Genomic DNA, 26836 nt, shown 5'->3' with positions numbered 1-26836 from the left:
TTAACTTACATATGGGTTCACGCATTCGATATTGCGTTGTTAATTTAACTAGATTATCTGGAGATTTCCCTTTCTCAATGCCCGCCTCTATTCCTGCTCTTTCAAAAACATTGGTTCCAATCCATTTCATTACTCCAGCATCTTTGTTCGCAGTCACGATTGGGGGAAGTTGTCTGAAATCTCCAGTGACTGTCACTTTTTCTTTTGATAATCCAGAAACATAAGCAACTAAGGGGAGAGGCAACATAGATGACTCATCAATAATTACTACATCAAACATATTAAAACTATCTGGCTTTAAAAATACTTGGGTAGCAGTAGCAGCCAAAATTTTACAATGATGCATAATTTGTATTTTTATTAAATCAACTTCTTTAGCGATATCATTTATTCTGGATTCATATCCTGCTATTTCATCTTTAGATGCTTTTAAATGGTTTTTTATTTCATTTAGGTCCTCGTTTTCAATAAGCTTATGTAAATCATCCACTGCTGACTTTTCAGACTTATTTTTTTTACTTAACTCTTTTATTTGTATTTCAAGCTGTTTAGGTTCTTCAGCAATCTCCTCTTGCCTATTAATATTATTTTCAATATCTATTTCAATATCTTGGATTTTTCTTTTATTGGTGAAAAATCTTTTTAATGTACCTGTTTGTTCCGATTCTTTTTTTTCTTTATCTAAATTTAGTAACGATTCTTTGATATATTCGATTTCACTATTTAACTCATCTAAATCGGATGTTATTTTAATGAGAGAATTTTCAGACTTGGTATATTTGGCAAGTGCAGATTCATAATCACTAAATGCTCTTTCAATATCTAGCCATTTCTTTTCTTTCTTTTGTATCTTTAATATCTTATTTCGCAACTCCTCTCTCTCATTAATAAGCTCAGCTGTTTTCTTTTCAATAGCTTTTTCTATATTGATATATTCGCCATATTTTTTTTCTAACTCTGGGTCATGAATAGAACCAAAACGAATAACCGATGAATTAAAGAATTCCTCATCTTTTTTATTTTTTAAATGCTTGCATAATGACTTCAGCAACAAATCCACTGCAAGATTTGTATTTGAAACTAAAAGAACTCTTTTCTCTTGCTGGTAAAACATATCAATGACCTTCGCAAGGGTAAATGTCTTTCCAGTTCCAGGTGGACCCCATAAATATAGAACTTCTGATGCTGATGCTACTTTTAGACTTTGATATTGGGCATCATTCAGCTGAGAATCATTTACTACCATTTCATCAATTTCTACAGTACTATCCTCTTCACCAATTACCTTTTTAGCCATTGAGGAATTAAATTTCGCGGTACTTTCAGAAGACGTAACCGCCTCTATTCTTTCTTTAAGCTTCACGTATAGAAAAGAGTTATCAATTTTAATCTGTGCCAGACCAATTAATTTACCGTAATTATCTGGGATTGATATTTGAAGTTTTTTTTCTTTGAAAGAGACAATTGTTCCCGATGAATCCACACCTCCAATGGTAATAATGACAGGAATATCCTCCCTGATATGAAAAGCTTCCTTGTAAGGAAACTGATAAATATGGAAGTCCTCAGTAGATTCTATTAATACCCCATTAGTAATTTCAATAACTTGCTCTTGGCTTTGTTTTTTAATTGCTTCAACTTCTATATCAATTGCATTACAGAAGTTTTCAAAAAGATTTTCAGTTTCAATTAACGAGGAGTTTGATGGGTCAACAAAGTTATCGTTAGCTGAAGAAATTATTACCTCAGAAGCGTCCTCAAATTTTTGATTCTTTTTATTTTTAAATATGGGCTCGGCAACTTCAAATTCTTGCTCATCAGCTTCATTGTCATTTCCATCATATTTGCTATCATCTAAGTCAATTTCATAAACTATCGCTTCTTTGCTTTCTCTAATGATTTTTTTGGGTTGAGTAGTTTTTTTTTGTTGAATAGGCTTATCAGAAATTATAGTGTCATTAGAAGGTGCGTTATCTTTTTTGGTAAGCTTAGTAAGTAATTTTTTAGCACGTCCAGTTTTTCGAAAACCTAATTCGTGAATTATTTCTTGAGTAGTCTGTTCGTCAGGGTTGCTTCTGACTAGCTCTTCAATTTCAACAATACTTTTTCTGAAATGATTTCTTTTCATAAGATTTAATATATATTCTTATTAAAAATTTTGTTTCAGTTTATCTCATTTTTAATACAAAACCTCCTGACATTTTGATATTAATTCATCTTTTGTATTAAGAGGTATCTTTCCTTTCATTCCATAGAGTCCTCTTCCGCTAAGGCTATCCAGCGGCAAGTGGATAGCCACCATCAAATACTGTTAAAGGAAATTAATATGGAATTAAGAAAAGCTTTTTTACTAGTAGTTTTTTGTTTGAGTTTTTTAGTTGGCTTAGGTTATGCAGATGCTAGTGAGATTTGTTTAAATGACTCTAGACAGCCAAATTCTTCCGAACCTGAATGCTTAATTATTTCTGAGATTACAAAATCTGATACGGATTTAATCCTTTTAAATGCAGATAATGAATTTGATAAACAAAATTACAGTCAGGCGATAAAGTTATATGACATAGCTGCCCATCTTGATAGCTGGGAGGGTCAATTTGCAATGGGTATGTTTAACTTAAATGGTTCTTATGGAGTTGAGCAGAATAAAGAAAAAGCTTTTCAATATCTTTTAAGTGCTGCGGTAAATGGCTATGGGAAAGCAATGCATAATGTAGCTGAGTTAAAACTTACAGGTCAAGGAACAGAAAGAGATTTACCGACTGCTCTCCATTGGTATAAAAAAGCAGCTAAACATAACTTAATTGACTCTCAGTTCATGGTTGGAAGAATGTATGAAATGGGTTGGGGTATTAATCAAAATTTCAAAGAGTCTTTCAATTGGTATATGAAAGCAGCGATGAATGGTGATAGCGAGTCTATGTATAGACTGTCCTATCTTATTAACCAGGACAAGAATTTAGGTTATGACTCTACAGACAGTATGATGCTTTTATATCTTTCTAAACAAGCTGGAAGCGAAGAAGGGATAATGGCTATCAATTATATGTTGAAAGAAAATATAATTTCTAAAGATTATGTATTAAAACTAGATAGTTGGTTTCAGGAATGTAGTGATGTTGTCAATTGCTTAAATGAGTTACAAGTTGATGCGATGGTGAGATATTAATCATTTCGAACGCAGTTTAAGTAATTACTGATTAATTCTAATTTCTCTATAGACATAAAAAATTAACTGTTTATAACCACTAATAAAAAATTAACCAAATATATTTATTGTGCGTTTTTAACAATAGTGTTGATTTCTTCTAAATCTATTTTTTTATAGCCTTTTTCTTTAACAAGCAGGTCAATTTCATCATCACTGAATGGAATATATTTTTTAAGGCTATTTGTATAGTTTGGATGTTCTATTTTAATGTCATGACATATAGAAGCATATTTTGCATGTTTGTAAGAAAATTTATTCATGTCTTCAAGATAACAGTTTGGGTAATCTTTTGATACCTCATATTCGATATCAGATTTTTTTTGATTTTGAGAATGAATATAAAATAGAAGAATAGGTATTAGAGCTATAAACCAAATATCAGGATTTTTTGGTTCAAAGATTAAAATAAAAACCGTATAAAAAATTATTAAAGAAAGAGCACAACCGATAGCATTCACAGTCACATCAGGCTTTCCTGCTCTTTCAATTGCATTAGTTCTTAATATTTTAATAAAATCGTTTACGGCACTTAATTCTTCTTTTTTTCTTTCTTGAATAATTGCTAATCTTCTTTGCTCTTCTTGTAATACTATTTCTTCTTGAGCATTTTTTTGTTGTAATTGTTTAAATTCTTCAACATGTTCTTTTGGTACAGTACTTGTGAAATCAACGATTGTCTCTAATACGGTATTTTTACATTCAGATAAGTCTTTAAAAAATTCTTTGTTGTGATGAAGTTTTTTCTTCTTTAATTTTCTGTGACTTGATGATTCAATATCATCCAAATATTTTAATGGGACTTCAAAAAGGTACTCAATTTTAAATCTATCAGGGACACCCGTACTATTAAGGTCTTTCACTCTGTCTTTTATATTTTGGGAGGTTAGACCAACTTTATATAAATTTGGAAATGCTGGGTTACTTAATATGTACACAAAACCCATACCATCTGCAGGTACAGTCTTTATTTTGTCAACATCCATATTTACCAAATATCTTTATCATGGTCTTATTTCATCTCATTAATTCTTATCTAATTTGATATTATTTTATCTAATAAGGTCTTATCTTATTAAGTCTTATCTTATCTACCCTAGGAAGCTAATAGGATGAACCAGTTTTATACCTCTGTGGATTATCAAGAATATCTTTCAATGGGCTTACTTCCTTTTTTTTATCATTATTATCGTATCTAGCTTTATATTTTTCCTCATCATATTTAATGAGCCATTCGTCTTTTAATAAAGATGAAATATGCTCATCAACTTCTGACTCATCCTTTCTAATTAAAAAAGCAATTTCTTTGTTATTAGGTAACACTCCATCTCTTTGGCTTGCAATATACCAACATAAAGTGAGAGTATCTCGAACCGTATCATGAAGTTGCATAAAGCTTAAGTCGGCAATGAGTTGTCGCCCATGGATTTTTAACCATGGCATTTCATCACTATAATTTTTATTTCTACCTTTGTAATGCTGAAAATCTTCCCAATTAGGAATCATGTAAGTCTTATCTTGTTTCTTAATCATTTGTTACTTCCTTTATATACTTTTTTAAAAGAAAATAACTCTCCATTACCCAAATATTTTCATCCCTATTAAAAAATATAGCAGTATTTAATATTCGTTCAACTAGTAAAATAATTTAATTAGCAAATAACTGTTTCAAATATTTAAATTGATAATGGTTATATCGTTTTAACACCTGTAAGCTTTGATGACCAGATATGGTAGCGACTTCCATTGGATTTAATCCTTTTTCAAAGAGCCTTGATACAGCTTCATGGCGTAAGGTATGAAAAGATGCATTAGGTATTCCTGCTCGCTTACATGCCCTATAAAACGCCACAGAGACCGCATGAGAGGTGATAATAAACAACTTATCTTTCTGCAGATGGGTTTGGAGTTTTAAGATTTTTGCTACCTTTTTAGTCATCGGAATATAACGGTCATGGTAGTTTTTTGTATTGCGTACAATAATCATGCGTTTCTTAAAATCACAATCAGTGATTCTTAAATTAACAATCTCACTCACTCGCATCGCTGTATCTAACGCCATATGAATGAGCAAGGGTAGTAATCGAGATTGACTATGCTGGCAGATGCGATGAATGTCATCATCGCTTAATCGTGTATCTCTAGATTGTGGTAGTCGAGGTCGTCTAATTTTAAGAACAGGATTATTTAAGTTATCGAATCCCCATTCTGTTCTTGCAATAGTAAATAAGTGAGACAGTATCGCCAAATATAAGCGAATCGTATTAGCTGACTTATTATCTTTAATTAAATCATCTCTTAAATTGGCAACATCATGACTTCTAATAACTTTAATATTTTTATTTGCAATTGGATGCTGACACAAACGATTAATCCGATACCAATCAGGTTGAAAATTTTTTTTAGTTGGAAGTATTTCTTGTTGATAACGAATTAAACATTTACCAAGCTGCTCTGAACGATTAGGAACAAATATTCCTTTATCCATTTCTCGTTCGACTTTGGATGCCCATTGCTTTGCTGTCTTTAATTCAATAAATGATTTCGCTATTGGGGGATAATCTTGTCTTTGAATACGAACTTGCCACTTATTATTTCGCTTACGAAAACTTGCCATTTTTTTCTCTCCAAAAGGACAGAAAAAGGACCGTTACACTAGCACTAAAATTGATATCTTCATTATTGATTCGATTATAAACTAGAATTTGGGGTGGCTGATGGGGTTCGAACCCACGACAACAGGAATCACAATCCTGGACTCTACCAACTGAGCTACAGCCACCAATGAAATTGGCCTGCCCGACAGGAATCGAACCTGTAACCTACGGCTTAGAAGGCCGTTGCTCTATCCAGTTGAGCTACGGGCAGCTTAACGTAATAATAAAGCTTGCTACAAGTATACTCTATATTATGAGTAAAAATGGTCGGGGTGGAGAGATTCGAACTCCCGACATCCTGCTCCCAAAGCAGGCGCGCTACCAGGCTACGCTACACCCCGAACGCGCAAATATAGCGCAATTTGGTTATTTGGTCAAATGGTAAATCCTAAAATGGAAAAATTAAAGGTATTTATATATAATCAACCAATTTGATGGGGGATTTATGACAGCTCAACTGATTGATGGAAAACTTATTGCTAATAATCTTCTTGAAGATTTAAAGAAAGAAATAGCTAAAAGACAACAAGATGGCATCAGAAATCCAGCCCTTGCAGTTATTCTTGTTGGTGATGATCCTGCATCTACTGTATATGTTAATAACAAAAGAAGAGCATGTGAAAAAGTTGGCATTAAATCCTTATTTTATGACCTCCCTTCCACAACAACTCAGAGTGAATTAGAAAAATTAATTGATGATTTAAATAATGACCCAAGTGTGGATGGTATTCTCGTTCAATCACCATTACCTGATCCATTGGATGAGGATCGAATTCTTGATCTTATTTCTCCAAACAAGGATGTTGATGGATTCCATCCGATCAATTTAGGATTATTAGCCATGCGTCAACCAAAGTTCCGTTCATGCACCCCTTATGGTGTCATTAAAATGCTAAAAGCCATGGAAGTTGAAATATCAGGTAAAGATGCTGTAGTGGTTGGAGCATCAAATCATGTTGGTCGACCAATGGCTTTTGAGCTACTAATGGCAGGCGCAACAGTGACCCAGTGTCATAGTAAAACACAAAATATTCAGGACAAAGTTTACAATGCGGATATCGTTGTTGCAGCGGTTGGAAGGCCAGAAATGGTCAAGGGCTCTTGGATCAAAAAGGGTGCGGTTGTAATTGATATTGGTATTAATCGAGTAGGTGACAAACTTATTGGTGATGTTGAATTTGAGGTAGCTAAAAATAATGCCTCACTCATAACACCAGTCCCAGGTGGAGTCGGTCCAATGACGGTGGCTACACTAATGAGCAATACTCTGGATGCTCAAAAAAATAGTTTATAGCTATTTTTTTTAGCGAAAATAGAGTAAACTTTCGCGGTTCATTTGAAAAGGAAGATTCATGGCAGAGAAAAAGTCAATTTTTGCAAAAGCTGTTGAGGTTGCTAAGAAAGCAGTGGCTAAACCTGCAGCTAAGAAAGCAGTGGCTAAACCTGCAGCTAAGAAAGCAGTGGCTAAACCTGCAGCTAAGAAAGCAGTGGCTAAACCTGCAGCTAAGAAAGCAGTGGCTAAACCTGCAGCTAAGAAAGCAGTGGCTAAACCTGCAGCTAAGAAAGCAGTGGCTAAACCTGCAGCTAAGAAAGCAGTGGCTAAACCTGCAGCTAAGAAAGCAGTGGCTAGTGGCAATAAAACCTTTAAAAAGTATTTAGCTAAAGCTAATGAAAGTTACATGAGCAAAAATCAAATGAAGCACTTTAAAGATATTTTAGCTGATTGGAAAAAAGAATTAAGTCATGATATTGATAAGACAGTCTCGAACATGCAAGATGAATTAACTGCATACGCTGACCCGAATGATCGAGCTAGCCAAGAATCAGATATGGCACTCGAACTTCGCAATCGTGACAGAGAGAGAAAGCTCATTAAAAAAATTGAACAGACCATAAGAAATATTGATAATGATGATTATGGTTACTGTGAACAGTGTGGAGAAGAAATTGGCCTGAATAGACTCCAAGCCAGACCGACTGCAACTTTGTGTATTGATTGTAAAACTCTAGATGAAATTAGAGAAAAGCAGATGGCAAAATAAAAAAATAATATAAAAAAAGGGGCTTTTTAGCCCCTTTTTTTATTCTTCCTCAGATTCAGCAGGTTCTTCTGGTTTTTCAAGAAGCGCCTTTGCACTAACCCTTACCTTACCTTTTTGATCAACCTCAATCACTTTTACCTTGACTTCATCACCCTCTGACAAATGGTCCTTTACAGATTTCACACGCTCGTGAGCAATTTGTGAAATATGCAACAATCCATCTTTTCCAGGAATGAGTTGAACAATTGCACCAAAGTCTAAAATTTTAACAACTTTTCCATCATAGATTTGATCAACTTCTACATCAGCTGTAATTTCTTTAATTCTATCTATGGCAAGCTGACCTTCCTCACCTGAAGTACATGCCACCTTCACTAAACCATCGTCTGTAATATCAATTGTAGTATTAGTTTCTTCAGTTAAAGCTTTAATAACTGCTCCACCCTTGCCGATCACATCTCGAATTTTATCTGGATGAATATTTAAGGTCATGATTCTAGGTGCATACTTTGATAACTCAGTTCTGCTAGATTTTAGAGCCTTTTTCATCAAGTCAAGAATATGCTCTCTTCCCTCTTTGGCTTGTTTAAGAGCGACCTGCATAATTTCAGTTGTGATGCCATCGATTTTAATATCCATTTGAAGCGCTGTAATACCATTCTCTGATCCAGCAACTTTAAAGTCCATATCACCCAAATGATCTTCATCGCCTAAAATGTCTGTAAGAATTGCGACTCGATTGTCTTCTTTAATTAAACCCATTGCTATACCAGCAACATGAGATTTTAATGGAACTCCAGCATCAAGCATTGCCATACATCCACCACAGACTGATGCCATTGAACTTGAACCGTTTGATTCCATAATTTCAGAAACAAGTCGAATGGTGTAATCAAAATCTTCTTGCTCTGGAAGAACAGCCAATAATGCTCTTTTGGCTAAACGACCATGACCAATTTCTCTTCGCTTCGGAGATCCAACTCTGCCAGTCTCTCCAGTTGAAAATGGAGGGAAGTTGTAATGCAGCATAAATCTATCTGTGTACTCGCCTTGAAGAGCGTCAATAATTTGGGCATCACGAGGTGTACCTAAGGTCGCAACTGCAAGTGCCTGTGTCTCACCTCTGGTAAATAAAGCTGACCCATGAGTTCTAGGCAACACACTTGTGCTTATTTCAATTGGTCTTACTGTTCTTGTATCACGTCCATCAATTCGAGGTTCGCCATCAAGAATTTTGGAACGTACAATTTTTGCTTCCAAATTAAAAAACTCTTTATTAACCTCATTGACTTCAAGTGTTCCCATATCTTCAGTAATCAATTCAGCCTGCACCTTATCTTTAATCTCAATAATCTTTTGAGATCTCTCAGATTTTGATTTGATAGAAAAAGCTTTGCTTAATTCTTTTTCTGCAAGCTTGCTAATTTTTGAAATTAATTCTTGATTTGGCTCAGGAGCATTCCATTCCCATGGGTCTTTTGCAGAGTCTTTTGCAAAATCATTAATCAATTTTATTACATCTTTAGCTGCCTTGTGTCCTGCTAAAACAGCATCTAACATTACTTTTTCACTGAGCTCTTTTGCTTCAGACTCAACCATTAAAACTGCATCTTTCGTTCCAGCCACTACTAGATCAAGTTCTGATGCCTGGAGCTGTGTCTTAGTTGGGTTGATTACATACTCGCCATCTACATAACCTACTTTGGTGGCTCCAATTGGTCCATAAAATGGAATACCAGATATAGAAAGAGCAGCCGAAGCACCAATAATTGCTGGAATATCTGCATCAATCTCAGAGTCTGAAGATAAAACCGTAGCAACTATTTGAACGTCATTATAAAAGCCTTTGGGGAAAAGTGGTCTTAGAGGTCTATCAATTAAACGACAGACTAAAATTTCATTTTCACTAGGTCGACCTTCTCTTTTAAAAAATCCTCCAGGGATTTTTCCAGCAGCATACGTTTTTTCTTGATAATCCACAGTCAATGGGAAAAAATCTTGACCTTCTTTTACATTCTGGTTCCCAACAACGGTAACTAAAACAACAGTTTCACCATAACTCACCATCACTGCGCCGTCCGCTTGGCGTGCAACTTCTCCAGTTTCAAGCTTTAATTCGTGAGCTCCTAATTTCATGCTCTTTGATACTTTATTAAACATACATTTTGACATTTTTTTACTCTCTTCCCAGTAAAAAATTATAAAAAAAGCCGATAAAGCTTAAAGCTTACAATCGGCTTCTTAATAATTTAGTTGATTTGTAATTACTTTCTTAAACCTAAACGCTTAATTAAATCTTGATATCTAGTTAGATCTTTACGTTTCAAATAATCTAATAAACGTCTTCTTTGACTTACCATTGCAAGTAAACCACGACGTGAGTGGTTGTCTTTAGCATTGGTTTTAAAGTGTTCAGTTAAATAGTTGATTCGGTTAGTAAGCAAGGCCACTTGCACTTCAGGAGAGCCTGTATCATTAGTGCCTTGAGCATACTCTTTAACAATTTTTTCTTTTTCTATAGCCGTAAACGCCATTTGTTTTTTCCTTCATTTAAGAACGATGTATTTTATATAAAATTGCAAGAAATAACAATGGTTTAAGTTAATAAATTTTACTTCTAATTAATCGCACAGGTTTTATCATTTCACCATCAGAAATACCTATGCCAAGAAAAGTTTTTTCAAAAAATAATAAAATTTCACCAGCTTCAATTGCAATATCTAAATTTTGACCATTCAAAATATTTTTTGTGTCATTATTGTTTAATTCTATTTTAGGTAACTCTAAAAGCTGATAAATAGGTTTTAAGAGTTTTTTTCTTTCCTCTATAGATAATCCTTCGATTTGCTCAACTGAAAAACTGTCTATTTTTTTTATATTTCCCACCCTGATTCGTTCTAAGTTGGTTAAATAACCCTTTGTGCCAATTTTTTTTGCAATATCTTCACCTAAAGTTCTTATGTATGTTCCTTTGGAACAAGAGACCTGAAAAGTAATCTGATGATTCGTAAAATTGACTAAATCAATGGAAAAGATCTCTATTTCTCTTGTTTTTATTGGGATTTCTATACCCTCTCTAGCATATTCGTAGTATGGCTTGCCATTATATTTAAGTGCTGAATATTTTGGTGGTGTCTGCCTTTGAATGCCTAAAAATTCATTGAGGATATTTTCTAAATTACTTGGTAATTTTTCTTCGTTAAATGAATCATCTTTTGATAATTCACCTTCTGTATCCCCTGTAGAACTTGCAAAGCCTAATTTCAATTCTGCGATGTATTCTTTATTACTTTCTAAAATTCTATTAGAAAACTTAGTAGCATCTCCGAAAAAAATAGGGACTATTCCAGTTGCAAATGGATCAAGAGTGCCTCCATGACCAGCCTTTTTTATTTGAAGCAGCCATTTTAGTTTTGAAAGTAATTGATTTGATGACCAGCCTTTAGGTTTTATAACTGATATATACCCTGAATCATTGAGGTCTAATCCTGAAATCATAAAAAATTATTTTTTGAATGCTGAATTTAATAACTCATTAATTCGATCATTATGATCAATTGAGTGATCGTAAATAAATTCTAAATTAGGAATGCCTCTAGTAGTCATTCTTTTTGATAAAGATTGACGGATAAAGCTCATAGATCTTTTTAAGGCTTTTTCCAGCTCAATTTGATCTTGCTTTGATATAAAGTAAATCTTCGCATGCCTTAGATCTTTTGATAGTTCAAGATCAGTAATGGTTACGTTTACTAGAGTAGGATGTTGAATCTCGTACTGCAAAATTTCAGCAATTTCTTTTTTTATCTGCTGCCCTATTTGATTAGAACGAGGATAATCTTTAGCCATTTTTATTGAAGTTTTCTTGCAACCTTAACAATCTCGTATGGCTCAACAATATCACCAACTTTTATATCATTAAAGTTTTTTATAGACAGGCCACATTCAAAATTTGATTTTACTTCTTTCACATCATCCTTAAATCTTTTTAAAGAAGACAGCTCTCCATCGTAAATTACAACATTATCTCTAAGAACTCTAACTTTTGATTCTCTCTTGACAAGGCCATCGGTGACATAACACCCTGCAATAGTACCAATTTTTGATACTTTGTAGATTTCTCTAATTTCAATACTGCCCAAGACGTTTTCTTTTTCATCGGGTGATAGCATTCCTGTTAAAGCAGCCTTAACATCATCAACTGCATCATAAATAATACTGTAATATCTAATTTCAATATCATTAGATTCTGCCGATTTTCTAGCACCACCTTCAGCTCTCACGTTGAACGCGATGATAATTGCATTTGATGCAACAGCTAAATTGATGTCAGATTCATTAACAGCCCCGACTGCATTGTGTATGACGTTGATCCTAACTTCATTATTTGATAACTTTTCCAATGAACCCTTAAGTGCTTCAAATGAACCTTGCACATCCGATTTAATGATCAATGGTAAGGTCTTCACATCTCCCTCAGCCATTTGATCAAACATATTTTCTAATTTTGCTGCCTGTTGTTTCGCAAATTTTACATCTCTAAATTTACCCTGCCTGAAGAGGGCAATTTCCCTTGCCTTTTTTTCATCATTTAAGACGATCACATCCTCACCTGCATTTGGAACATCAGATAAACCAACAATTTCAACTGGAATAGATGGACCTGCCTGTTTTATTTGATTTGCACCCTCATCTAACATCACTCGCACGCGTCCATAACTTGATCCAGCCAAAAGCATGTCGCTAGATTTCATAATTCCTGATTGGATAAGAATGGTCGCGACAGGGCCTCGACCTTTATCCAACCTTGACTCAACTACGATTCCTTTTGCAGGAGTGTTTGTTGGTGCTTTTAATTCCAAAATTTCTGCTTGCAGTAAGATTGCATCTAAAAGCTCATCAATACCTTGACCTGTTTTAGCAGACAATTCCAAAAACATGGAATCTCCACCAAGTTCCTCAGGAATAACTTCATGGGTCATGAGTTCATTCTTAACTTTTTCTGGATTTGCTTCTGGCTTATCGATCTTATTAATTGCAACGATTAATGGAGTACTAGCGGCTTTTGCGTGATTAATTGCCTCAATCGTTTGTGGCATAACCCCGTCATCAGCAGCAACAACTAAAACAACAATATCAGTTACACCAGCTCCCCTTGCCCGCATAGCGGTGAATGCTTCATGGCCAGGTGTGTCTAAAAATGAAACCATCCCTTTTTTTGTCTCAACATGATAGGCTCCTATATGTTGAGTGATTCCACCTGCTTCACCTGATGCCACTTTAGTGGTTCTAATGAAATCCAAGAGTGATGTTTTTCCATGATCAACGTGACCCATAACAGTCACAACCGGTGGTCTTGTTTCAAGAATAGGTTCAATTGACTCATCCGTGTCTAGTATAGATTCGGGGTCATTTTGTTCTGCTTTTTTTGCAACATGGCCCAACTCTTCAACCACAATCATGGCCGTATCTTGATCTAGAACCTGATTAATAGTCACCATCATACCCATGCCCATTAATGATTTAATCACTTCTGCGGCTTTTACCGACATTTTATGAGCTAGATCAGCTACCGTGATTGTTTCTGGAACCATTACTTCTTTTATTACTGGCTCGGTTGGAGCAACAAAAGTTGTTTCTTGGTCTGAAGGATTTTTATGTGATTGTTTTTTATTTTTATTCTTTGGCGATCTCCATCCATCAGGAATAGGGTTCGCATTCTTTGTCTTTAAAACTTTTTTCTTTGGCCCATCTTCCCAATTATTTTTTTTTGTTTCTTTTTTTATCTCTTTATCTTCAGGTTTGTGAATTGTCCCATCTATGTGTTTTTTGGATTCTTGTTTTTTATCTTCTGATTTTTTTTTGTCTTCTGCCTGAGCCTGCATTAATGCATCATGTCTAGCTTTTTCATCATCCCTAATTTTTACTTGGTTTTCATCTAATATCTCTTTTGGCTTCTCAACTTCAGACTCAGTTTTTTTAACTTCTGGGGTTTTAATGAGTGTTCTTTTTTTTCTGACCTCAACTTGAATCGTTCTAGATTTACCTGAACTATCAGTTTTTTGAATTTCTGAATTTTGTTTACGTGTAAGGGTGATTTTATTTTTTGGTTTTTGTGAGTCACCATGCGATTGTTTTAAAAAAGACAGGAGTGCAGCTTTATCATCCTCAGATAATTCATCGCTTGAAGTATTTTTCTTTACACCAGCATTTTTAAGTTGATCTAAAAGTAAATCAACCGGTAACTTTAATTCTGATGCAAATTGTTCAACAGTGTACTGACTCATATTTTCTCCGTTATTCTGTAAACCAAGGGGCTCTTGCGGTCATGATTAGCTCTTTAGCTTTTTCCTCATCAATTTTGATGATATCAAGTAGCTCATCAACAGCTAATTCTGCAAGGTCTTCCATTGAAATAATTCCCTTAGATGCAAGAAGATTTGCTGTATTTTGATCCATTCCCTCCATGGTTAATAGATCTTCTTGAGCTTCAGGTACTTTTTCTTCATTTGCTATAGCAGCTGTTAAGATTGCAGCCTTAGCTCTGGTTCTTAATTCTTCAATTGTATCCTCATCGAAAATATCCATTTGATTTAATTCTTCAGTAGGGACATAAGCAATCTCCTCTAATGATGAAAATCCTTCTTTAACAAGAATATCGGCAACCTCTTCATCAACGTCTAATTTTTCAATAAATAACTGACTGACTGTTGAGTACTCTTCCTCATGCTTTTTCTCAGACTCTTCTTCAGTCATGATGTTTAATTCCCAGCCGGTTAATTGGGATGCTAAACGAATATTTTGCCCATTTCTTCCAATGGCAAGTGCGAGCTGATCCTCATCAACGACAATATCCATACTTCTTTTTTCTTCGTCAACAACAATACTTGAAACTTCTGCCGGAGCCATGGAATTAATTACAAATTGTGCTGGCTCAATCGACCATAAAACAATATCAACCCTTTCCCCAGACAATTCAGTTGTCACCGCCTGAACTCTTGATCCTCTCATCCCGACACATGTCCCGACAGGATCTAATCTTTGATCATTTGCTTTAACAGCAATCTTTGATCTTGATCCAGGGTCTCTTGAGGCGGACATAATTTCCAATAATCCTTCCTCAATTTCTGGCACTTCAATTTCGAAAAGTTTAATTATAAATTCAGGCGATGTTCTTGAGAGTATTAATTGTGGTCCTCGCATTGATGTCTCTATTTTCAATAAGGCTGCTCTGATTCTGTCACCAACTCTCAAGTTTTCTTTTGGGATCATTTGGTCTCTTGGTAAGATAGCTTCTAATTTGCCTATTTCAATAATCGCATTACCGCGCTCCATTCGTCTAATTTGACCCATGACCAATTTTTCATCTCTTGCAAGAAATTCATTAAGCACTTGCTCTCTTTCTGCTTCCCTGACTTTTTGCAATATTACTTGTTTTGCCGCTTGAGCTCCGATTCTGCCAAACTCTTCTGAGGGGATGGATTCCTCAATAACATCTCCAATTTGTTTATCCTTAGCGCGGTCATCGATTAATAGAATCTCCGCTTCTTCATTTTCTAGATTCTCTTCCTCAACCACAGTCCAACATCTAAAGGACTCATAAGCACCAGATTCTGGATCAATTTTCACTCGAATATCTGTACCATGAGGATATTTCTTCTTTGTTGCTGATGCTAGAGCCAACTCTAGAGCATTGAAAACAATTTCTTTACTCACATTTTTTTCATGTGCAAGAGCATCAACTAAAATTAACATCTCACGATTCATTTACTTTCTCCAATTTATAAATCTGGGTTTAAACGAGCCATCTGAATTTCATCAAAAGGCACTTCTAATATTTTTTCCTCTGATAGCAAAATCTTTATTTTTTTTTCATCAGAAGCAATTAATTTTCCATCAAATTTCTTTTGATTATTTATCGGTGAGTACAATTTAATTTTAATTTTTTCACCTTCAAATCTTTTATAGTCTGTGAGTTTTATTAATTTTCTATCTACGCCAGGTGAAGAAACTTCTAATCTTGAAAAGTCGTAGTCCAGCTCTACTGACAATACGCGATTCAAATGATTGCTAACCTTCACACAGTCATCGACAGATATTAAATTGCCGTTATCAATAAAAATTCTAATCAGGCCACTATTATGATTGTGTTCACACTCGACCAACTCATAACCTATATTTTGTATTGACTCACTTATAATTTTTTCCAAATCCATCACAAAACCATCAAAAATAAAAAATGGGCCTAAAAGGCCCATCTCAAAAAAAGAATTATACTATGAAATAGTATAAAAATAAATATTTAAATCAATATGTTAGGTTAATTTTATTTTGCCAAACTTTCTTTTTCCAACCTGAATTAGAAATTCATCAGTATTTATCGAATAATCCTTATCAATCTTTTCTCCATCCACCCTTATTCCACCACTTTTCATTAATCTCAAAGCCTCCGATGTACTTGAAACAAAGTTGATATTTTTCAGAATATTTGGAATTGCTAAGTTATCTTGCTTATTCATTTTAAATTCTTGAACCTCATCAGGAGCATGGCCTGATGATCTTTGTTCAAAATCTTTTTTTGCTTTTAAGTACCCCTCATGATCATGGAATCTCTCGATAATTTCTTGAGAAAACTCGTCCTTGATGTTTTTTGGGTTTTCGCCACCCTTCAAACGCTTTTTCCATGAATTAATTTCATCATTATTTTTTAACGATAACAGGTCAATGTATCTCAGCATTAAATCATCAGAAATAGATAGCAATTTTGCATACATCACCTCAGGAGGTTCCTCAATACCAATATAGTTATTTAATGATTTCGACATTTTGTTAACGCCATCCAGTCCTTCTAGTAGTGGCATTGTTAGAATCGACTGTGGTGTTTGTCCATATGCTTTCTGTAATTCTCGTCCCATTAATAAATTAAATTTTTGATCTGTCCCGCCTAACTCAACATCAGCCTCAAGAGCAACCGAGTCGTAACCTTGCATCAAGGGATACATAAATTCATGAATTGATATAGATTGGTTACTTTTAAACCTTTTGCTGAAATCATCTCGCTCCAACATTCTTGCCACAGTATACTGAGCAGATAGTTTTAACATGCCATCAGCACCCAAATTTTTTAGCCATTCAGAATTAAACACAACACGTGTTTTTTCTTTATCTAGAATCTTAAACACTTGGTTTTGGTAAGTTTTGGCATTTTGCTTCACCTGATCCTCAGTTAAAGGAGGTCTAGTGGTATTTTTTCCTGTCGGATCACCAATCATGCCAGTGAAATCACCAATTAAAAAAATCACTTCATGACCAAAATTTTGAAATTGTCTTAATTTATTTAAAAGAACTGTGTGGCCTAGATGTAAATCAGGAGCCGTTGGATCAAAACCAGCCTTAATTTTTAGCTTTTTTCCAGATTTTATTTTTTCTTCGAACTCTGAAAAAACTAATATTTCATCAGCACCTCGTTTTATTTCATCTAACATAATTATTTGAGCTTATAAATAAAACATGATTATATATTCATATTAAGTTAATCTTAAGAGTTAATGCAGCCCAAGTCAGATAAAAAATTATTTTTTGGCATCATGTCAGGCACATCATCAGATGGTCTTGATGTTGCGCTATGTTCTATTGATGATGATCAAATTAAAATCATTGATTCCATATCTCAAAAATATTCCAAAAAATTACAAATGGAAATTATTGAATTAAATTCACCTTCCTTTGATGATCTTAATAAAAGCAGTATTCTTGGAAATAAAATTTCCGATATCAGCATAAAATTAATTGATCAATTATTATTAAATAACGGTCTTGAGCCATCATCAATTGAAGCCATTGGTATTCATGGGCCTACTGTTAGACATGTGCCAAGGGATTTTTATAGCCTTCAAATTGGAAACGAATTTTTATTAGCAAATCGTACACAAATAAAAACTGTTTCTAATTTTAGAAACATGGATATTGCTTCGAATGGTGAAGGAGCCCCCTTGATTCCTTTATTTCATAAATATCTCCTCAATACTAAAAATATTAAAAAAGGAGTATTTGTAAATATTGGCGGATTTTCCAATATCTCTATAGTCAATAATAACTCAATCAAAGGATACGATTTAGGTCCAGGTAATGTCCTTATGGACTTTTGGATCAACAAAATTAGAAATAAAAAATATGATAAAAATGGTTCATGGGCTAAAAGTGGAGCAGTTTTAGATGATCTGTTAAAGCGCTTATTAAATGACGCATTTTTCAAAAAAAAACCACCTAAAAGTACAGGTCGTGATTACTTTAATTTAAAGTGGTTAGCTAAATTTCAACTAAATGACCTCAAACCTGAAGATGTGCAAAGAACTTTTTTAGAATTAACTGCTGTATTAATTCTACGGGAATTTGAAAATTTAACCGGTTATAAAGATGTGTTTATTTGTGGTGGTGGAGCAAATAATAATTTACTCATGGATCAGTTATTAACACGATCTCAAAAAAACGTTCATACCACAGAATATCTTGGCATTAAGCCTGAGTTAATTGAACCGGCAGGCTTTGCTTGGCTGGCACGTCAATCAATAAACAATAAAAGACTCAACTATAAAACCATAACAGGCGCTAAAAAAGATAATATCTTAGGCGTTGTTGTACATCCTTAATTCAACATCTTTAAATCTAAGTTATAATTAGAATCCTTAATTTTTAATATATTTAAGATGGATCAAAAAAAAGCTACGTTAACATTACCTGATGGAAAAATCATTGAGCTGCCATTCATTGAAGGGAAAATGGGTAAGCCAGCAATTGATATTTCTCAGTTATCCCAGCACGGTTTGCATACTTACGATCCTGGATTTATGTCAACCGCCTCTTGCGGCTCTGCAATAACTTTTATTGATGGTGAAAAGAGTATTCTTCTTTATCGTGGTTATCCAATTGAACAATTAGCTGAGCATTGTGACTTCCTTGATGTTGCTTATTTGTTGCTTAATGGCGATCTTCCAAATCAAAATGAAAAAACAAAATATGTATCTGAAGTAAAAAAACACTACCTTCTTCATGATCAACTGAATAGTGTCTTTCGAGGTTTCAGGCGTGATGCGCACCCAATGGCTGTTATGGCAGCAGTCGTTGCTTCAAAATCAGCTTTCTATTTTGATGAGATGAATGTTTACAACCGTAACCATCGAAAAATATCAGCTAATAGATTAATCGGCAAAGTCCCATCCATCGCAGCATGGTCGTATCTTTACAATCTAGGTAGACCATTTAATTACCCAAGAAATGATTTAAGTTATGCTGCAAATTTCTTAAATATGCTTTTCTCAAGCCCAACACAAGATTATAAAATTAATCCTGTACTAGTTCGTGCATTTGAGAGAATTTTAATTTTACATGCTGACCATGAGCAAAACGCTTCTACCTCAACTGTTAGGTTAGTTGGTTCTAGCGGTGCCAATCCATTTGCTTGTATTTCTTCAGGCATTGCTTCCTTATGGGGACCTGCCCATGGTGGAGCTAATGAAGCAACCCTTAAAATGTTACAAGAGATCAGAAGTGAAAGTCGTATTGGCGAATATATTGAAAGAGCAAAAGACTCAACTGATTCTTTTAGATTGATGGGCTTTGGTCACAGAGTTTATCGCAATAAAGATCCTCGTGCAGAAATTATGCGAAAAACATGCCATGAAGTTTTATCTGAGCTTGGTTTAGAGAATGATTCCATATTTAAGCTCGCTTTGAAATTAGAAAAAATTGCGCTTGAAGATGATTATTTTGTAAAGAAAAGATTATATCCGAACGTTGATTTTTATTCAGGCATTGTTATGAGGGCTCTTGGTATTCCTAACTCAATGTTTACTGCTGTGTTTGCTTTAGCGAGGACTGCAGGTTGGATCGCTCATTGGAATGAAATGTTTGTAGCTGATAATTTAAAAATTGGTAGGCCAAGACAAATCTACAAAGGTAAGCTTCCTAGGAATATATCCTTGGATAGGAATGTTTCTAAAGATTAATCCCTAAACTGAAAAAGATGAGCCGCAACCACAAGTTGTAGTAGCATTTGGATTTCTAATTACAAATTGAGAGCCTTGGACGTTATCTTGGTAATCAATTTCAGATCCTGTCAGATATTGCAGGCTCATTGGGTCAATTAATAAGGTCACATTATCCTTAGTCACCTGAGTGTCATCTTCATTGACGGCTTCTTCAAATGTAAAACCATATTGAAAACCAGAACACCCACCACCACTGACAAACACTCTTAGCTTAAGGTCTGGTGTTTCTTCTTCAGCAATTAGCTCTTTCACCTTTTTTACAGCATTGTCTGTAAAAATTAAAGGATCAGGCATTTTTAGATCACTTGTCATTGTTTTTTTCCTTCGCTTGCTTGTCTTTTTTTATAATTTTTTCCGGCTTATTTTTTGTAATATTACCATTTACTGTCGCACCTGCATGAATTTCTATATCGCCGTAAATGATATCTCCGTTGACAATGGCTGTAGAATGGAGTTCTAAAAATTCTTGAACTTCAATGTTTCCTTTAACTTCCCCAGCAATGATTGCAGTATCAGTTTTAATATCTCCAGAAATTTTACTTTTTGGTCCCATAATTAATGAACCATATGCCCCATCTGTTAATGTCAAATTTCCTTGTAACCTTCCATCTAAACGAATACCACCAGAAAAGTTCATACTTCCACGTATGTTCATTGTTTCATCAATTAATGTATCGATTGCATGATTTTTTTTCCGATTAAACAATCCTATCTCCTCTTACCAACAATTTTTTCATAAAAAAGTAGCTCTTCTTGCAGATCATTGTTTTCTTCTTTTAACTTTTTAAGTTCCTCATTATTTTTACTAATTGCTACATTATTTAATTGAATCTGTAGATTTAAATTACTTAATTCATCTTTTAGCTCAACAATCTCATCACTTTGATTATTTATTTTTAAAAGGTATTGTACTGAGCTTGTTCCATCAAAAACGAAATAAGATAAAATAACTGACAATACAAATACAAAGAAAGTATAAAAAACTTTGTTAATCCACAAGACTCCGACTTTAACGTTAGGTCTTCCTTTTGCTAACTTTATACGTTTTCTTCTTTTAATTCTTTCAAACATATTTATGGATTAAGTGGTATGTAATTTAGTCCAGCTTCTTCTTGAAAATTAAACATTATGTTTAAATTTTGAATAGCCTGTCCGGCTGCGCCCTTTACTAAATTATCAATAGTCGACAATATTATTAATTTTTTATCTCTATTAAAGCAAGATATTCTACATTGATTTGAGCCTCTCACCATTTTTGTTTTTGGTATTTTATTTACACCCATAAAATGTACAAAAATTGATTGATCGTAAGCTTGAGAATAAATTGAGTCGAGCTCATCTTCACTCAAATCTTTATTTAAATCAACATAAATAGTTGCATAAATGCCCCTTACCATAGGAATCAAATGAGGAACAAATAAAGCTTTGATGTCTTTTGTATTTGTTATTTCTTTTAAATTCTCTTCAATTTCTGGCTCATGCCTGTGTCCTTGAACTGAGTACGCATTAAAATTATCATAAGCTTCAGCCATCAAAAGATTATCGTCATTTTTTTTACCGGCACCACTTATTCCAGACTTGGCATCAATAATAATAGTTTGTTCATTGATAATTTTTTTATTCAAGAGTGGATACAGAGCAAGTTGAATTGCAGTAGGATAACATCCTGGATTGGCAATAATCTTGGCATCTTTTATTTCATTTTTCTTCAATTCAGATAAACCATATACAGCTGTCTCAACTAATTTTGGGCAGGCATGTTTCATTCCATACCACTGTTCCCACAACGGTATATTTTTTATTCTGAAATCAGCTGCCAAATCAATTAATCTTTTCCCTTTACTAACTAACATTTCTGCAAAGTTCATAGCGATGCCGTTAGGTGTAGCAAAAAATATTAAGTCTGACTGCTCAAAACTTACATTGTCAGGATGAACAAATTTATTTTTAATTTTCTTAGGCAGAAATGGAAAAATTTCAGTGATATTCTTTCCATCATCTTGTCTTGAGGTTACTTGATCAATCTCAATATGTGGATGATTGACTAATAACCTCAAAAGTTCTGATCCAGTGTATCCAGATCCACCAACTATAGAAACATGTAATTTATCCATTTGTCGATTATAAATGATTTCCTAAAAAAAAAGCCGCTCGAAAGCGGCTTTAATAAATACGATAATCTTATCGTTTTGAAAACTGTTTGCGTCTTCTCGCTTTGCGTAAGCCAACTTTCTTTCTTTCAACTTCACGTGCATCTCGTGTTACGTATCCAGCTTTAGAAAGATCTGATTTTAGTTCAGCATCATAGTCTAAAAGAGCTCTGGTAATACCATGTCTTACTGCACCAGCTTGGCCAGATTCACCACCGCCAGAAACATTCACTTTAATGTCAAATTTAGTTTCATTTTTAGTTAAATCTAAAGGTTGTTTTAGAATCATCTCTGATGTAAATCTTGAAAAATATTTATCAACTGGTAGACCGTTAATAGATATTTCGCCTTTACCTTGTTGCATGAATACTCTTGCAACTGAGCTTTTTCTTCTACCTGTACCGTAATAATATTTACCTATCATAAAATTCTTTCAATTATATTGTTAATGGTTTTGGCTGTTGAGCACTATGCTCATGCTTGTCGCCAGAATAAATCTTTAATTTCTTAACCATAGCATAACCTAATGGTCCCTTAGGAAGCATACCTTTTACTGCTTTTTCTAATGCCCTCCCAGGAAATTTTTCTTGCATCTGTGTGAAGTTTGATGAATATAAACCACCAGGAAAACCAGTGTGTCTGTGGTAAATTTTATCTTGAGACTTGTTACCAGTAACTTTTATTTTTTCAGCATTAACAACAACAATATAATCACCGGTATCAACATGTGGTGTATAAATTGTTTTGTGCTTGCCTCTTAATCTATGCGCGATTGCACTGGCTAATCTACCAAGAGTAGCATCCGTCGCGTCAACAAGAAACCAGTCTCTTTTAACTTCGTGGCCTTTAGCTGAAATTGTTTTCATCAGTTTGTACTTCCAAAATTTATAAAAGAGCGTGATTTTATTATGTTTTATAGGGTTTTGTCAAACATTAATGGTAAAAAAATCCTAAAAAATCCATGGATGGCTTAATAAAAATATAAATGTCACAATTATTCCTAAATAATTGTTTTTCTTGAATAAATTAATATATTCACCGTCTTGAGTTATGCCAAAAATCAATTCATGAGTCATTTTCCCGATCATGAATGTCACAATGAGCAAATAAGAAATAAAATAGGGTTCTTCTTTAATTAAAGCGGCATATAAAGTTAGGAAAGCCAAATAAAAAACAATAATCGCATGATTTGTGTATTTCTTAAACAATTTGGGAGATGAGTGAATGCTTAAATTTATGTCATCTGTAAAATCTGCTTTAGCATAAACCGTATCGTAAGCCATTACCCATGAAAAATTCAGAAAAAATAAAATCCAAGACTCCAGTGGAAGACTCTGTTGAACATGCGCAAAGACCACCAAAACACTTGAACTAAAGGCTAATCCTAAAAAAAGTTGTGGGATAGGGAAAAATCTTTTGGACAATGGATAAACCATTAATAAAAAAGCTGATACACAAATAATTTTTATTGCATAACTATGCAAAAAAAAGAGTAAAGATAGCGCCCCTAAACTTAAAAAAAGAAAAAAAATAGATGCATTTTTAAGAGTTAGTTCTTTTTGTACCAAGGGCCTATTGCTTGTTCTCTTCACCTTTGAATCAATATCATGATCAAAAATATCGTTAATCACGCATCCAGCTGATCTTGTTAAAATCACTCCGATGCAAAATATTAAAAGATCTTGAAATCTGATCTGACCTTCTGTAGAAAAGATTAATGCCCATATGGTTGGCCAAAGTAAAAGTAAAATACCTACAGGTTTATCCAGTCTTGCTAATTTAAGATAGCTGTAAAAGTACTTATTCATCATACATTTTTGCATTTTCTAAAAATCCCTCAAAAAGAAGAATTTTTTCTTTTCTGTTAGTAAAAAAAGATTGCCTAAGGACTAATAGTTTTTCTAATTCAACATTTATTTTTCTAAATCTTTCAGTTGAAAATTGAATCTGTTTTGATTTTGAATATTTAAACTGGCTACGGATATAATTTCGACTGAATAAAATACTACCTAATGATCGATTATTTAATTTTTTTAATAAATAAATCAATCTTTTTGAATTATGTAATTCTGTAATGGATCTTGCAAAAATGAGTGGCTTTTTTTTAAAACCTATCACTACATCCCTGACATAAAAATTTTTTGAGACGCCGCCATAAATTTTTTTTTCATACTCACTTATTTTCTGTATATCACTTGAGATCAACTGAATTTCTAGATCACCAAACTGGCTTAAATATTTTGTCAGTGATTTTTTTGATGAAGCAAGTCTTAAATCCGAATAATTTTTTTTTGACCACATATATTTAAATTCTTAAATAATTTTTATCTTGAAACCAGAATTCAACAAATCTATGAGCTGCTGGTTTATTGGACTTTATCGCATTTCCTGAATAATCACTCACTTCTTTTACTAAATCAGCATCCTCTACAAGGTTAGCAATTCTTAATCCAGGTACTCCGCTCTGTCTTGTTCCAATCATTTCACCAGGACCACGTATTTTAAGATCATTTTCAGCAATTAAAAACCCATCTTGGTTTTCATAGATAATTTTTAAACGTTGCTTTGCCAGCTCGCTAAGATTTTCTTTAAAAATTAAAATACATGTACTTTTTTTTGCTCCTCTACCAACCCGACCTCGGAGTTGATGTAGCTGAGATAGCCCCATTCTTTCTGCATGCTCAATCACCATAAATGATGCATTGGGAACATCTACGCCAACTTCAATTACAGTGGTTGCCACTAATAACTTTATTTTTTTTTGAAGATACTTTGACATCACTTCATCTTTCTCTTGATCTTTCATTCTGCCATGAATAATGCCCACCATCTCTTTTGGAATAAAAGAAATAAACTCTTCATAGGTATTTACTGCATCAGAGAGGGTTAACTTTTCACTTTCCTCAACTAAAGGACACACCCAATATATTTGATTATCATTGTCTAATTCGTTTTTTAGTATTTGCATTAATTCTTTTCGCCTTGAATCACGTACTAGTTTTGTGACGATAGGAACCCTATCTTTAGGTAATTTTGACAATGTACTTACCTCAAGATCTGCAAAATAACTCATCGAAAGCGTTCTCGGAATTGGTGTAGCACTCATCATCAATAGATGGGGTTGATGTCCATCTTTTTTTCCTTTACTCATTAGATCTAATCTTTGCTTAACACCAAAACGATGTTGTTCATCGATAATACAAAGTCCAAGTTTTTTGAAGTAAATGTTATCTTGAAATAATGCATGAGTTCCAATGACATAATCAATTTTCCCTGATTCGATATCATCAATAATTTCATTACGCTTTCTTCCTTTAATGCTGCCAGTCAAAAGCTCTACTCTTACATCAGTACTTTGAAATAATTCCTTAATTATTTTAAAATGCTGATTTGCTAATATTTCAGTAGGTGCCATAAAGGCAACCTGATATTCATTATTTAATATTAGGGTTGAAACAATAATTGCAACAATGGTTTTCCCAGAACCAACATCACCCTGAAGCAGCCTATGCATTGCTTTTCCAGAAGACATATCGGATTCAATTTCTTGAATAACCTGTTCCTGGGATTCTGTTAAATTGAAAGGAAGGCACTTAAAAATATCTTCTTTTAAATTATTATTTTTTAAACTAAATATTTTAGATTTTTGATTTTTGAATTCATCCTTCGATAGTTTTAAATATAATTGCTGTGATAATAATTCTGCATATTTTAAATGCTGATGAAATATCGTAGAGAAACTATTAAGCTTTTTTAAATCACAATTTTTATTTGGCTGATGAATTGCATAAAGTGATTCCAGCAGATTAACTCCATCTGTTTTACTTTTATTATTCAATATTTCGAAATTTAAAAGTTTTTGTGAAGAGGCGAACTCTAAAGCTTTATTAATTAATCTATAAATATTTTTTTGACCTAATCCTGACGTGACTGAATATATTGGCGTAAAACTTTCTGGAAGAACAACTTCTTGAGCTTTAAACACTGTAGTTTCAGGATGAATGATCTCTGTAGTAATTAAATTTTTTCTTATATTTCCTGCTGCAAGTACATATTTTCCAATCTCAAATTGTGCTTTTTGATTTGGATAAAAGTGCATGTATCTTAATGAAATTTGATCACCATAACCATCTTCAAGCTGAACAACTAAATTTCTTTTACCACGAAAAACAATATTAACGTCTATTACTTTTCCTACCACCTGTGAGAACGCATTATCTTTTAAATCTTGAATATCTGTAATCTTGGTTCTATCTTCGTAGCGCACAGGAAGATGTAGTAAAAGATCAAACCAATTTTGAATATTGAGTTTATTTAAAAGCTTCTCTTGGTGTGGTGTAAAAAAAGATTTCAATAATTAATCAAGCACTAAAAATCCATCTGCTTCAATAAGTGCCCCTTTAGGTAATTGAGCAACTCCAACTGCAGCCCTTGCTGGATAGGGTGAATCAAAATATTGTTCCATGATTTCATTGACCATAACAAAATGACTAAGATCGGTGAGAAAAATATTTAATTTAACGATATCTGACTTTTTTCCACCTGCTACCTCTATCACTGATAATAAATTCTTAAATACCTGATTAATTTGATTTTCAATTCCATCGACCAATTCCATCGTCTTGGGATCTAAGCCAATTTGCCCAGATAGAAAAACAATGTTGTTTTTTTTGATAGCCTGCGAATAAGTTCCAATCGCCTTTGGTGCATTTTCAGTTGAAATAATTTCTTTTGTCAT

General features: G+C 33.7%; 24 protein-coding genes, 3 tRNA genes and 3 pseudogenes. 5 read left to right on the top strand and 25 right to left on the bottom strand.

Features of this window, described 5'->3' with window-relative positions; genetic code table 11:
* A pseudogene (locus UZ34_07210) lies at positions 1 to 2128 on the bottom strand (hypothetical protein).
* Positions 2129 to 2326: 198 nt separating this feature from the next.
* Here UZ34_07210 and UZ34_07205 point away from each other — a divergent pair.
* Positions 2327 to 3166 carry a hypothetical protein gene (locus tag UZ34_07205; GenBank protein ID AKO65107.1) on the top strand — a complete coding sequence of 280 codons (840 nt, stop codon included), beginning with the start codon at positions 2327 to 2329 and terminating at the stop codon, positions 3164 to 3166.
* Positions 3167 to 3885: 719 nt separating this feature from the next.
* Here the strand turns inward: UZ34_07205 and UZ34_07200 are convergent.
* From UZ34_07200 to UZ34_07175, 6 genes and pseudogenes are all read right to left on the bottom strand, one after another.
* Positions 3886 to 4152 (bottom strand): annotated as a pseudogene (locus tag UZ34_07200) (hypothetical protein).
* A 157-nt stretch (positions 4153 to 4309) separates the two neighbouring features.
* Positions 4310 to 4738, bottom strand: coding sequence for a hypothetical protein (locus UZ34_07195; protein AKO65106.1), 429 nt, complete (start codon positions 4736 to 4738; stop codon positions 4310 to 4312).
* A gap of 115 nt (positions 4739 to 4853) precedes the next feature.
* Entirely contained in the window at positions 4854 to 5822 is a 969-nt protein-coding gene (locus UZ34_07190; GenBank protein AKO65105.1) for a hypothetical protein, read from the bottom strand.
* A gap of 89 nt (positions 5823 to 5911) precedes the next feature.
* Positions 5912 to 5987: transfer RNA gene (locus tag UZ34_07185), tRNA-His, on the bottom strand.
* A gap of 9 nt (positions 5988 to 5996) precedes the next feature.
* A tRNA-Arg gene (locus UZ34_07180) sits at positions 5997 to 6073 on the bottom strand.
* Between the two features lie 53 nt (positions 6074 to 6126).
* Positions 6127 to 6203, bottom strand: a tRNA-Pro gene (locus tag UZ34_07175).
* Positions 6204 to 6307: 104 nt separating this feature from the next.
* On the opposite strand from UZ34_07175, the gene UZ34_07170 reads away from it, so the two are divergent.
* Positions 6308 to 7156: a methenyltetrahydrofolate cyclohydrolase gene (locus UZ34_07170; GenBank protein AKO65104.1), complete on the top strand. Its 849-nt coding sequence runs from the start codon at positions 6308 to 6310 to the stop codon at positions 7154 to 7156.
* Between the two features lie 328 nt (positions 7157 to 7484).
* Entirely contained in the window at positions 7485 to 7904 is a 420-nt protein-coding gene (locus tag UZ34_07165) for a molecular chaperone DnaK (GenBank protein ID AKO65201.1), read from the top strand.
* Between the two features lie 39 nt (positions 7905 to 7943).
* Here UZ34_07165 and UZ34_07160 read toward each other — a convergent pair whose 3' ends face one another.
* The 8 genes from UZ34_07160 to UZ34_07125 form a co-directional block, all read right to left on the bottom strand.
* Positions 7944 to 10064: a polynucleotide phosphorylase/polyadenylase gene (locus tag UZ34_07160; GenBank protein AKO65103.1), complete on the bottom strand. Its 2121-nt coding sequence runs from the start codon at positions 10062 to 10064 to the stop codon at positions 7944 to 7946.
* A 104-nt stretch (positions 10065 to 10168) separates the two neighbouring features.
* Positions 10169 to 10438 carry a 30S ribosomal protein S15 gene (locus tag UZ34_07155; protein AKO65102.1) on the bottom strand — a complete coding sequence of 90 codons (270 nt, stop codon included), beginning with the start codon at positions 10436 to 10438 and terminating at the stop codon, positions 10169 to 10171.
* Between the two features lie 67 nt (positions 10439 to 10505).
* Positions 10506 to 11402 (bottom strand): hypothetical protein, encoded by an 897-nt coding sequence (locus UZ34_07150; GenBank protein ID AKO65101.1) that lies wholly within the window; start codon positions 11400 to 11402, stop codon positions 10506 to 10508.
* Between the two features lie 6 nt (positions 11403 to 11408).
* Positions 11409 to 11750 carry a ribosome-binding factor A gene (locus tag UZ34_07145; GenBank protein ID AKO65100.1) on the bottom strand — a complete coding sequence of 114 codons (342 nt, stop codon included), beginning with the start codon at positions 11748 to 11750 and terminating at the stop codon, positions 11409 to 11411.
* A gap of 2 nt (positions 11751 to 11752) precedes the next feature.
* Positions 11753 to 14188, bottom strand: coding sequence for a translation initiation factor IF-2 (locus UZ34_07140; protein ID AKO65099.1), 2436 nt, complete (start codon positions 14186 to 14188; stop codon positions 11753 to 11755).
* 10 nt (positions 14189 to 14198) lie between these two features.
* Entirely contained in the window at positions 14199 to 15668 is a 1470-nt protein-coding gene (gene nusA / locus UZ34_07135; protein AKO65098.1) for a transcription elongation factor NusA, read from the bottom strand.
* A 14-nt stretch (positions 15669 to 15682) separates the two neighbouring features.
* Positions 15683 to 16120, bottom strand: a complete 438-nt coding sequence (locus UZ34_07130) for a hypothetical protein (protein ID AKO65200.1) — start codon at positions 16118 to 16120, stop codon at positions 15683 to 15685.
* 96 nt (positions 16121 to 16216) lie between these two features.
* Entirely contained in the window at positions 16217 to 17386 is a 1170-nt protein-coding gene (locus UZ34_07125) for a tyrosine--tRNA ligase (GenBank protein ID AKO65097.1), read from the bottom strand.
* A 102-nt stretch (positions 17387 to 17488) separates the two neighbouring features.
* On the opposite strand from UZ34_07125, the gene UZ34_07120 reads away from it, so the two are divergent.
* The gene (locus tag UZ34_07120; protein AKO65199.1) at positions 17489 to 18550 is read left to right on the top strand and encodes a hypothetical protein; all 1062 of its coding nucleotides are present in this window, start codon (positions 17489 to 17491) and stop codon (positions 18548 to 18550) included.
* Between the two features lie 57 nt (positions 18551 to 18607).
* Positions 18608 to 19906 (top strand): type II citrate synthase, encoded by a 1299-nt coding sequence (gene gltA, locus UZ34_07115; GenBank protein AKO65096.1) that lies wholly within the window; start codon positions 18608 to 18610, stop codon positions 19904 to 19906.
* Between the two features lie 3 nt (positions 19907 to 19909).
* Here gltA and UZ34_07110 read toward each other — a convergent pair whose 3' ends face one another.
* The 10 genes and pseudogenes from UZ34_07110 to UZ34_07065 form a co-directional block, all read right to left on the bottom strand.
* Positions 19910 to 20260, bottom strand: a complete 351-nt coding sequence (locus UZ34_07110; protein ID AKO65095.1) for an iron--sulfur cluster insertion protein ErpA — start codon at positions 20258 to 20260, stop codon at positions 19910 to 19912.
* A gap of 64 nt (positions 20261 to 20324) precedes the next feature.
* Positions 20325 to 20654: pseudogene (locus UZ34_07105) on the bottom strand (hypothetical protein).
* Between the two features lie 2 nt (positions 20655 to 20656).
* On the bottom strand, positions 20657 to 21019 hold the full coding sequence (locus UZ34_07100) for a hypothetical protein (GenBank protein ID AKO65094.1): 363 nt from the start codon (positions 21017 to 21019) through the stop codon (positions 20657 to 20659).
* A 2-nt stretch (positions 21020 to 21021) separates the two neighbouring features.
* Positions 21022 to 22062 carry an N-acetyl-gamma-glutamyl-phosphate reductase gene (locus UZ34_07095; protein ID AKO65093.1) on the bottom strand — a complete coding sequence of 347 codons (1041 nt, stop codon included), beginning with the start codon at positions 22060 to 22062 and terminating at the stop codon, positions 21022 to 21024.
* Between the two features lie 67 nt (positions 22063 to 22129).
* The gene (locus tag UZ34_07090; GenBank protein AKO65092.1) at positions 22130 to 22522 is read right to left on the bottom strand and encodes a 30S ribosomal protein S9; all 393 of its coding nucleotides are present in this window, start codon (positions 22520 to 22522) and stop codon (positions 22130 to 22132) included.
* A gap of 13 nt (positions 22523 to 22535) precedes the next feature.
* A complete protein-coding gene (locus UZ34_07085) occupies positions 22536 to 22964 on the bottom strand; it encodes a 50S ribosomal protein L13 (GenBank protein ID AKO65091.1) in 429 nt (142 codons plus the stop codon).
* Positions 22965 to 23048: 84 nt separating this feature from the next.
* Positions 23049 to 23909, bottom strand: coding sequence for a hypothetical protein (locus tag UZ34_07080; protein AKO65090.1), 861 nt, complete (start codon positions 23907 to 23909; stop codon positions 23049 to 23051).
* Positions 23899 to 24399 carry a hypothetical protein gene (locus UZ34_07075; GenBank protein AKO65089.1) on the bottom strand — a complete coding sequence of 167 codons (501 nt, stop codon included), beginning with the start codon at positions 24397 to 24399 and terminating at the stop codon, positions 23899 to 23901. The genes UZ34_07080 and UZ34_07075 overlap by 11 nt, the downstream gene beginning before the upstream one ends.
* 4 nt (positions 24400 to 24403) lie before the next feature.
* Positions 24404 to 26452 (bottom strand): hypothetical protein, encoded by a 2049-nt coding sequence (locus UZ34_07070; protein AKO65088.1) that lies wholly within the window; start codon positions 26450 to 26452, stop codon positions 24404 to 24406.
* A 3-nt stretch (positions 26453 to 26455) separates the two neighbouring features.
* Positions 26456 to 26836, bottom strand: a complete 381-nt coding sequence (locus UZ34_07065) for an endoribonuclease (GenBank protein AKO65087.1) — start codon at positions 26834 to 26836, stop codon at positions 26456 to 26458.

The sequence above is a fragment of the Methylophilales bacterium MBRSF5 genome, from assembly GCA_001044335.1.
Taxonomy (GTDB): Bacteria; Pseudomonadota; Gammaproteobacteria; order Burkholderiales; family Methylophilaceae; genus BACL14.
Note: the sequence above shows the minus strand (reverse complement) of the source record. Positions and strands in the feature narration are given on the sequence as shown.

Excerpts from the sequence above, each read along its gene's own strand:
- UZ34_07150 (AKO65101.1), bottom strand. The coding sequence starts at position 11,402 with ATGATTTCAGGATTAGACCTCAATGATTCAGGGTATATATCAGTTATA.
- UZ34_07195 (AKO65106.1), bottom strand. The coding sequence starts at position 4,738 with ATGATTAAGAAACAAGATAAGACTTACATGATTCCTAATTGGGAAGAT.
- UZ34_07120 (AKO65199.1), top strand. The coding sequence starts at position 17,489 with ATGTCAGGCACATCATCAGATGGTCTTGATGTTGCGCTATGTTCTATT.
- UZ34_07100 (AKO65094.1), bottom strand. The coding sequence starts at position 21,019 with ATGTTTGAAAGAATTAAAAGAAGAAAACGTATAAAGTTAGCAAAAGGA.
- UZ34_07085 (AKO65091.1), bottom strand. The coding sequence starts at position 22,964 with ATGAAAACAATTTCAGCTAAAGGCCACGAAGTTAAAAGAGACTGGTTT.
- UZ34_07125 (AKO65097.1), bottom strand. The coding sequence starts at position 17,386 with ATGTTAGATGAAATAAAACGAGGTGCTGATGAAATATTAGTTTTTTCA.
- UZ34_07145 (AKO65100.1), bottom strand. The coding sequence starts at position 11,750 with ATGGCTAAAGATTATCCTCGTTCTAATCAAATAGGGCAGCAGATAAAA.
- UZ34_07190 (AKO65105.1), bottom strand. The coding sequence starts at position 5,822 with ATGGCAAGTTTTCGTAAGCGAAATAATAAGTGGCAAGTTCGTATTCAA.
- UZ34_07095 (AKO65093.1), bottom strand. The coding sequence starts at position 22,062 with ATGGATAAATTACATGTTTCTATAGTTGGTGGATCTGGATACACTGGA.
- UZ34_07205 (AKO65107.1), top strand. The coding sequence starts at position 2,327 with ATGGAATTAAGAAAAGCTTTTTTACTAGTAGTTTTTTGTTTGAGTTTT.
- gltA (AKO65096.1), top strand. The coding sequence starts at position 18,608 with ATGGATCAAAAAAAAGCTACGTTAACATTACCTGATGGAAAAATCATT.
- nusA (AKO65098.1), bottom strand. The coding sequence starts at position 15,668 with ATGAATCGTGAGATGTTAATTTTAGTTGATGCTCTTGCACATGAAAAA.
- UZ34_07160 (AKO65103.1), bottom strand. The coding sequence starts at position 10,064 with ATGTTTAATAAAGTATCAAAGAGCATGAAATTAGGAGCTCACGAATTA.
- UZ34_07065 (AKO65087.1), bottom strand. The coding sequence starts at position 26,836 with ATGACAAAAGAAATTATTTCAACTGAAAATGCACCAAAGGCGATTGGA.
- UZ34_07075 (AKO65089.1), bottom strand. The coding sequence starts at position 24,399 with ATGTGGTCAAAAAAAAATTATTCGGATTTAAGACTTGCTTCATCAAAA.
- UZ34_07090 (AKO65092.1), bottom strand. The coding sequence starts at position 22,522 with ATGATAGGTAAATATTATTACGGTACAGGTAGAAGAAAAAGCTCAGTT.
- UZ34_07155 (AKO65102.1), bottom strand. The coding sequence starts at position 10,438 with ATGGCGTTTACGGCTATAGAAAAAGAAAAAATTGTTAAAGAGTATGCT.
- UZ34_07170 (AKO65104.1), top strand. The coding sequence starts at position 6,308 with ATGACAGCTCAACTGATTGATGGAAAACTTATTGCTAATAATCTTCTT.
- UZ34_07110 (AKO65095.1), bottom strand. The coding sequence starts at position 20,260 with ATGACAAGTGATCTAAAAATGCCTGATCCTTTAATTTTTACAGACAAT.
- UZ34_07080 (AKO65090.1), bottom strand. The coding sequence starts at position 23,909 with ATGATGAATAAGTACTTTTACAGCTATCTTAAATTAGCAAGACTGGAT.
- UZ34_07140 (AKO65099.1), bottom strand. The coding sequence starts at position 14,188 with ATGAGTCAGTACACTGTTGAACAATTTGCATCAGAATTAAAGTTACCG.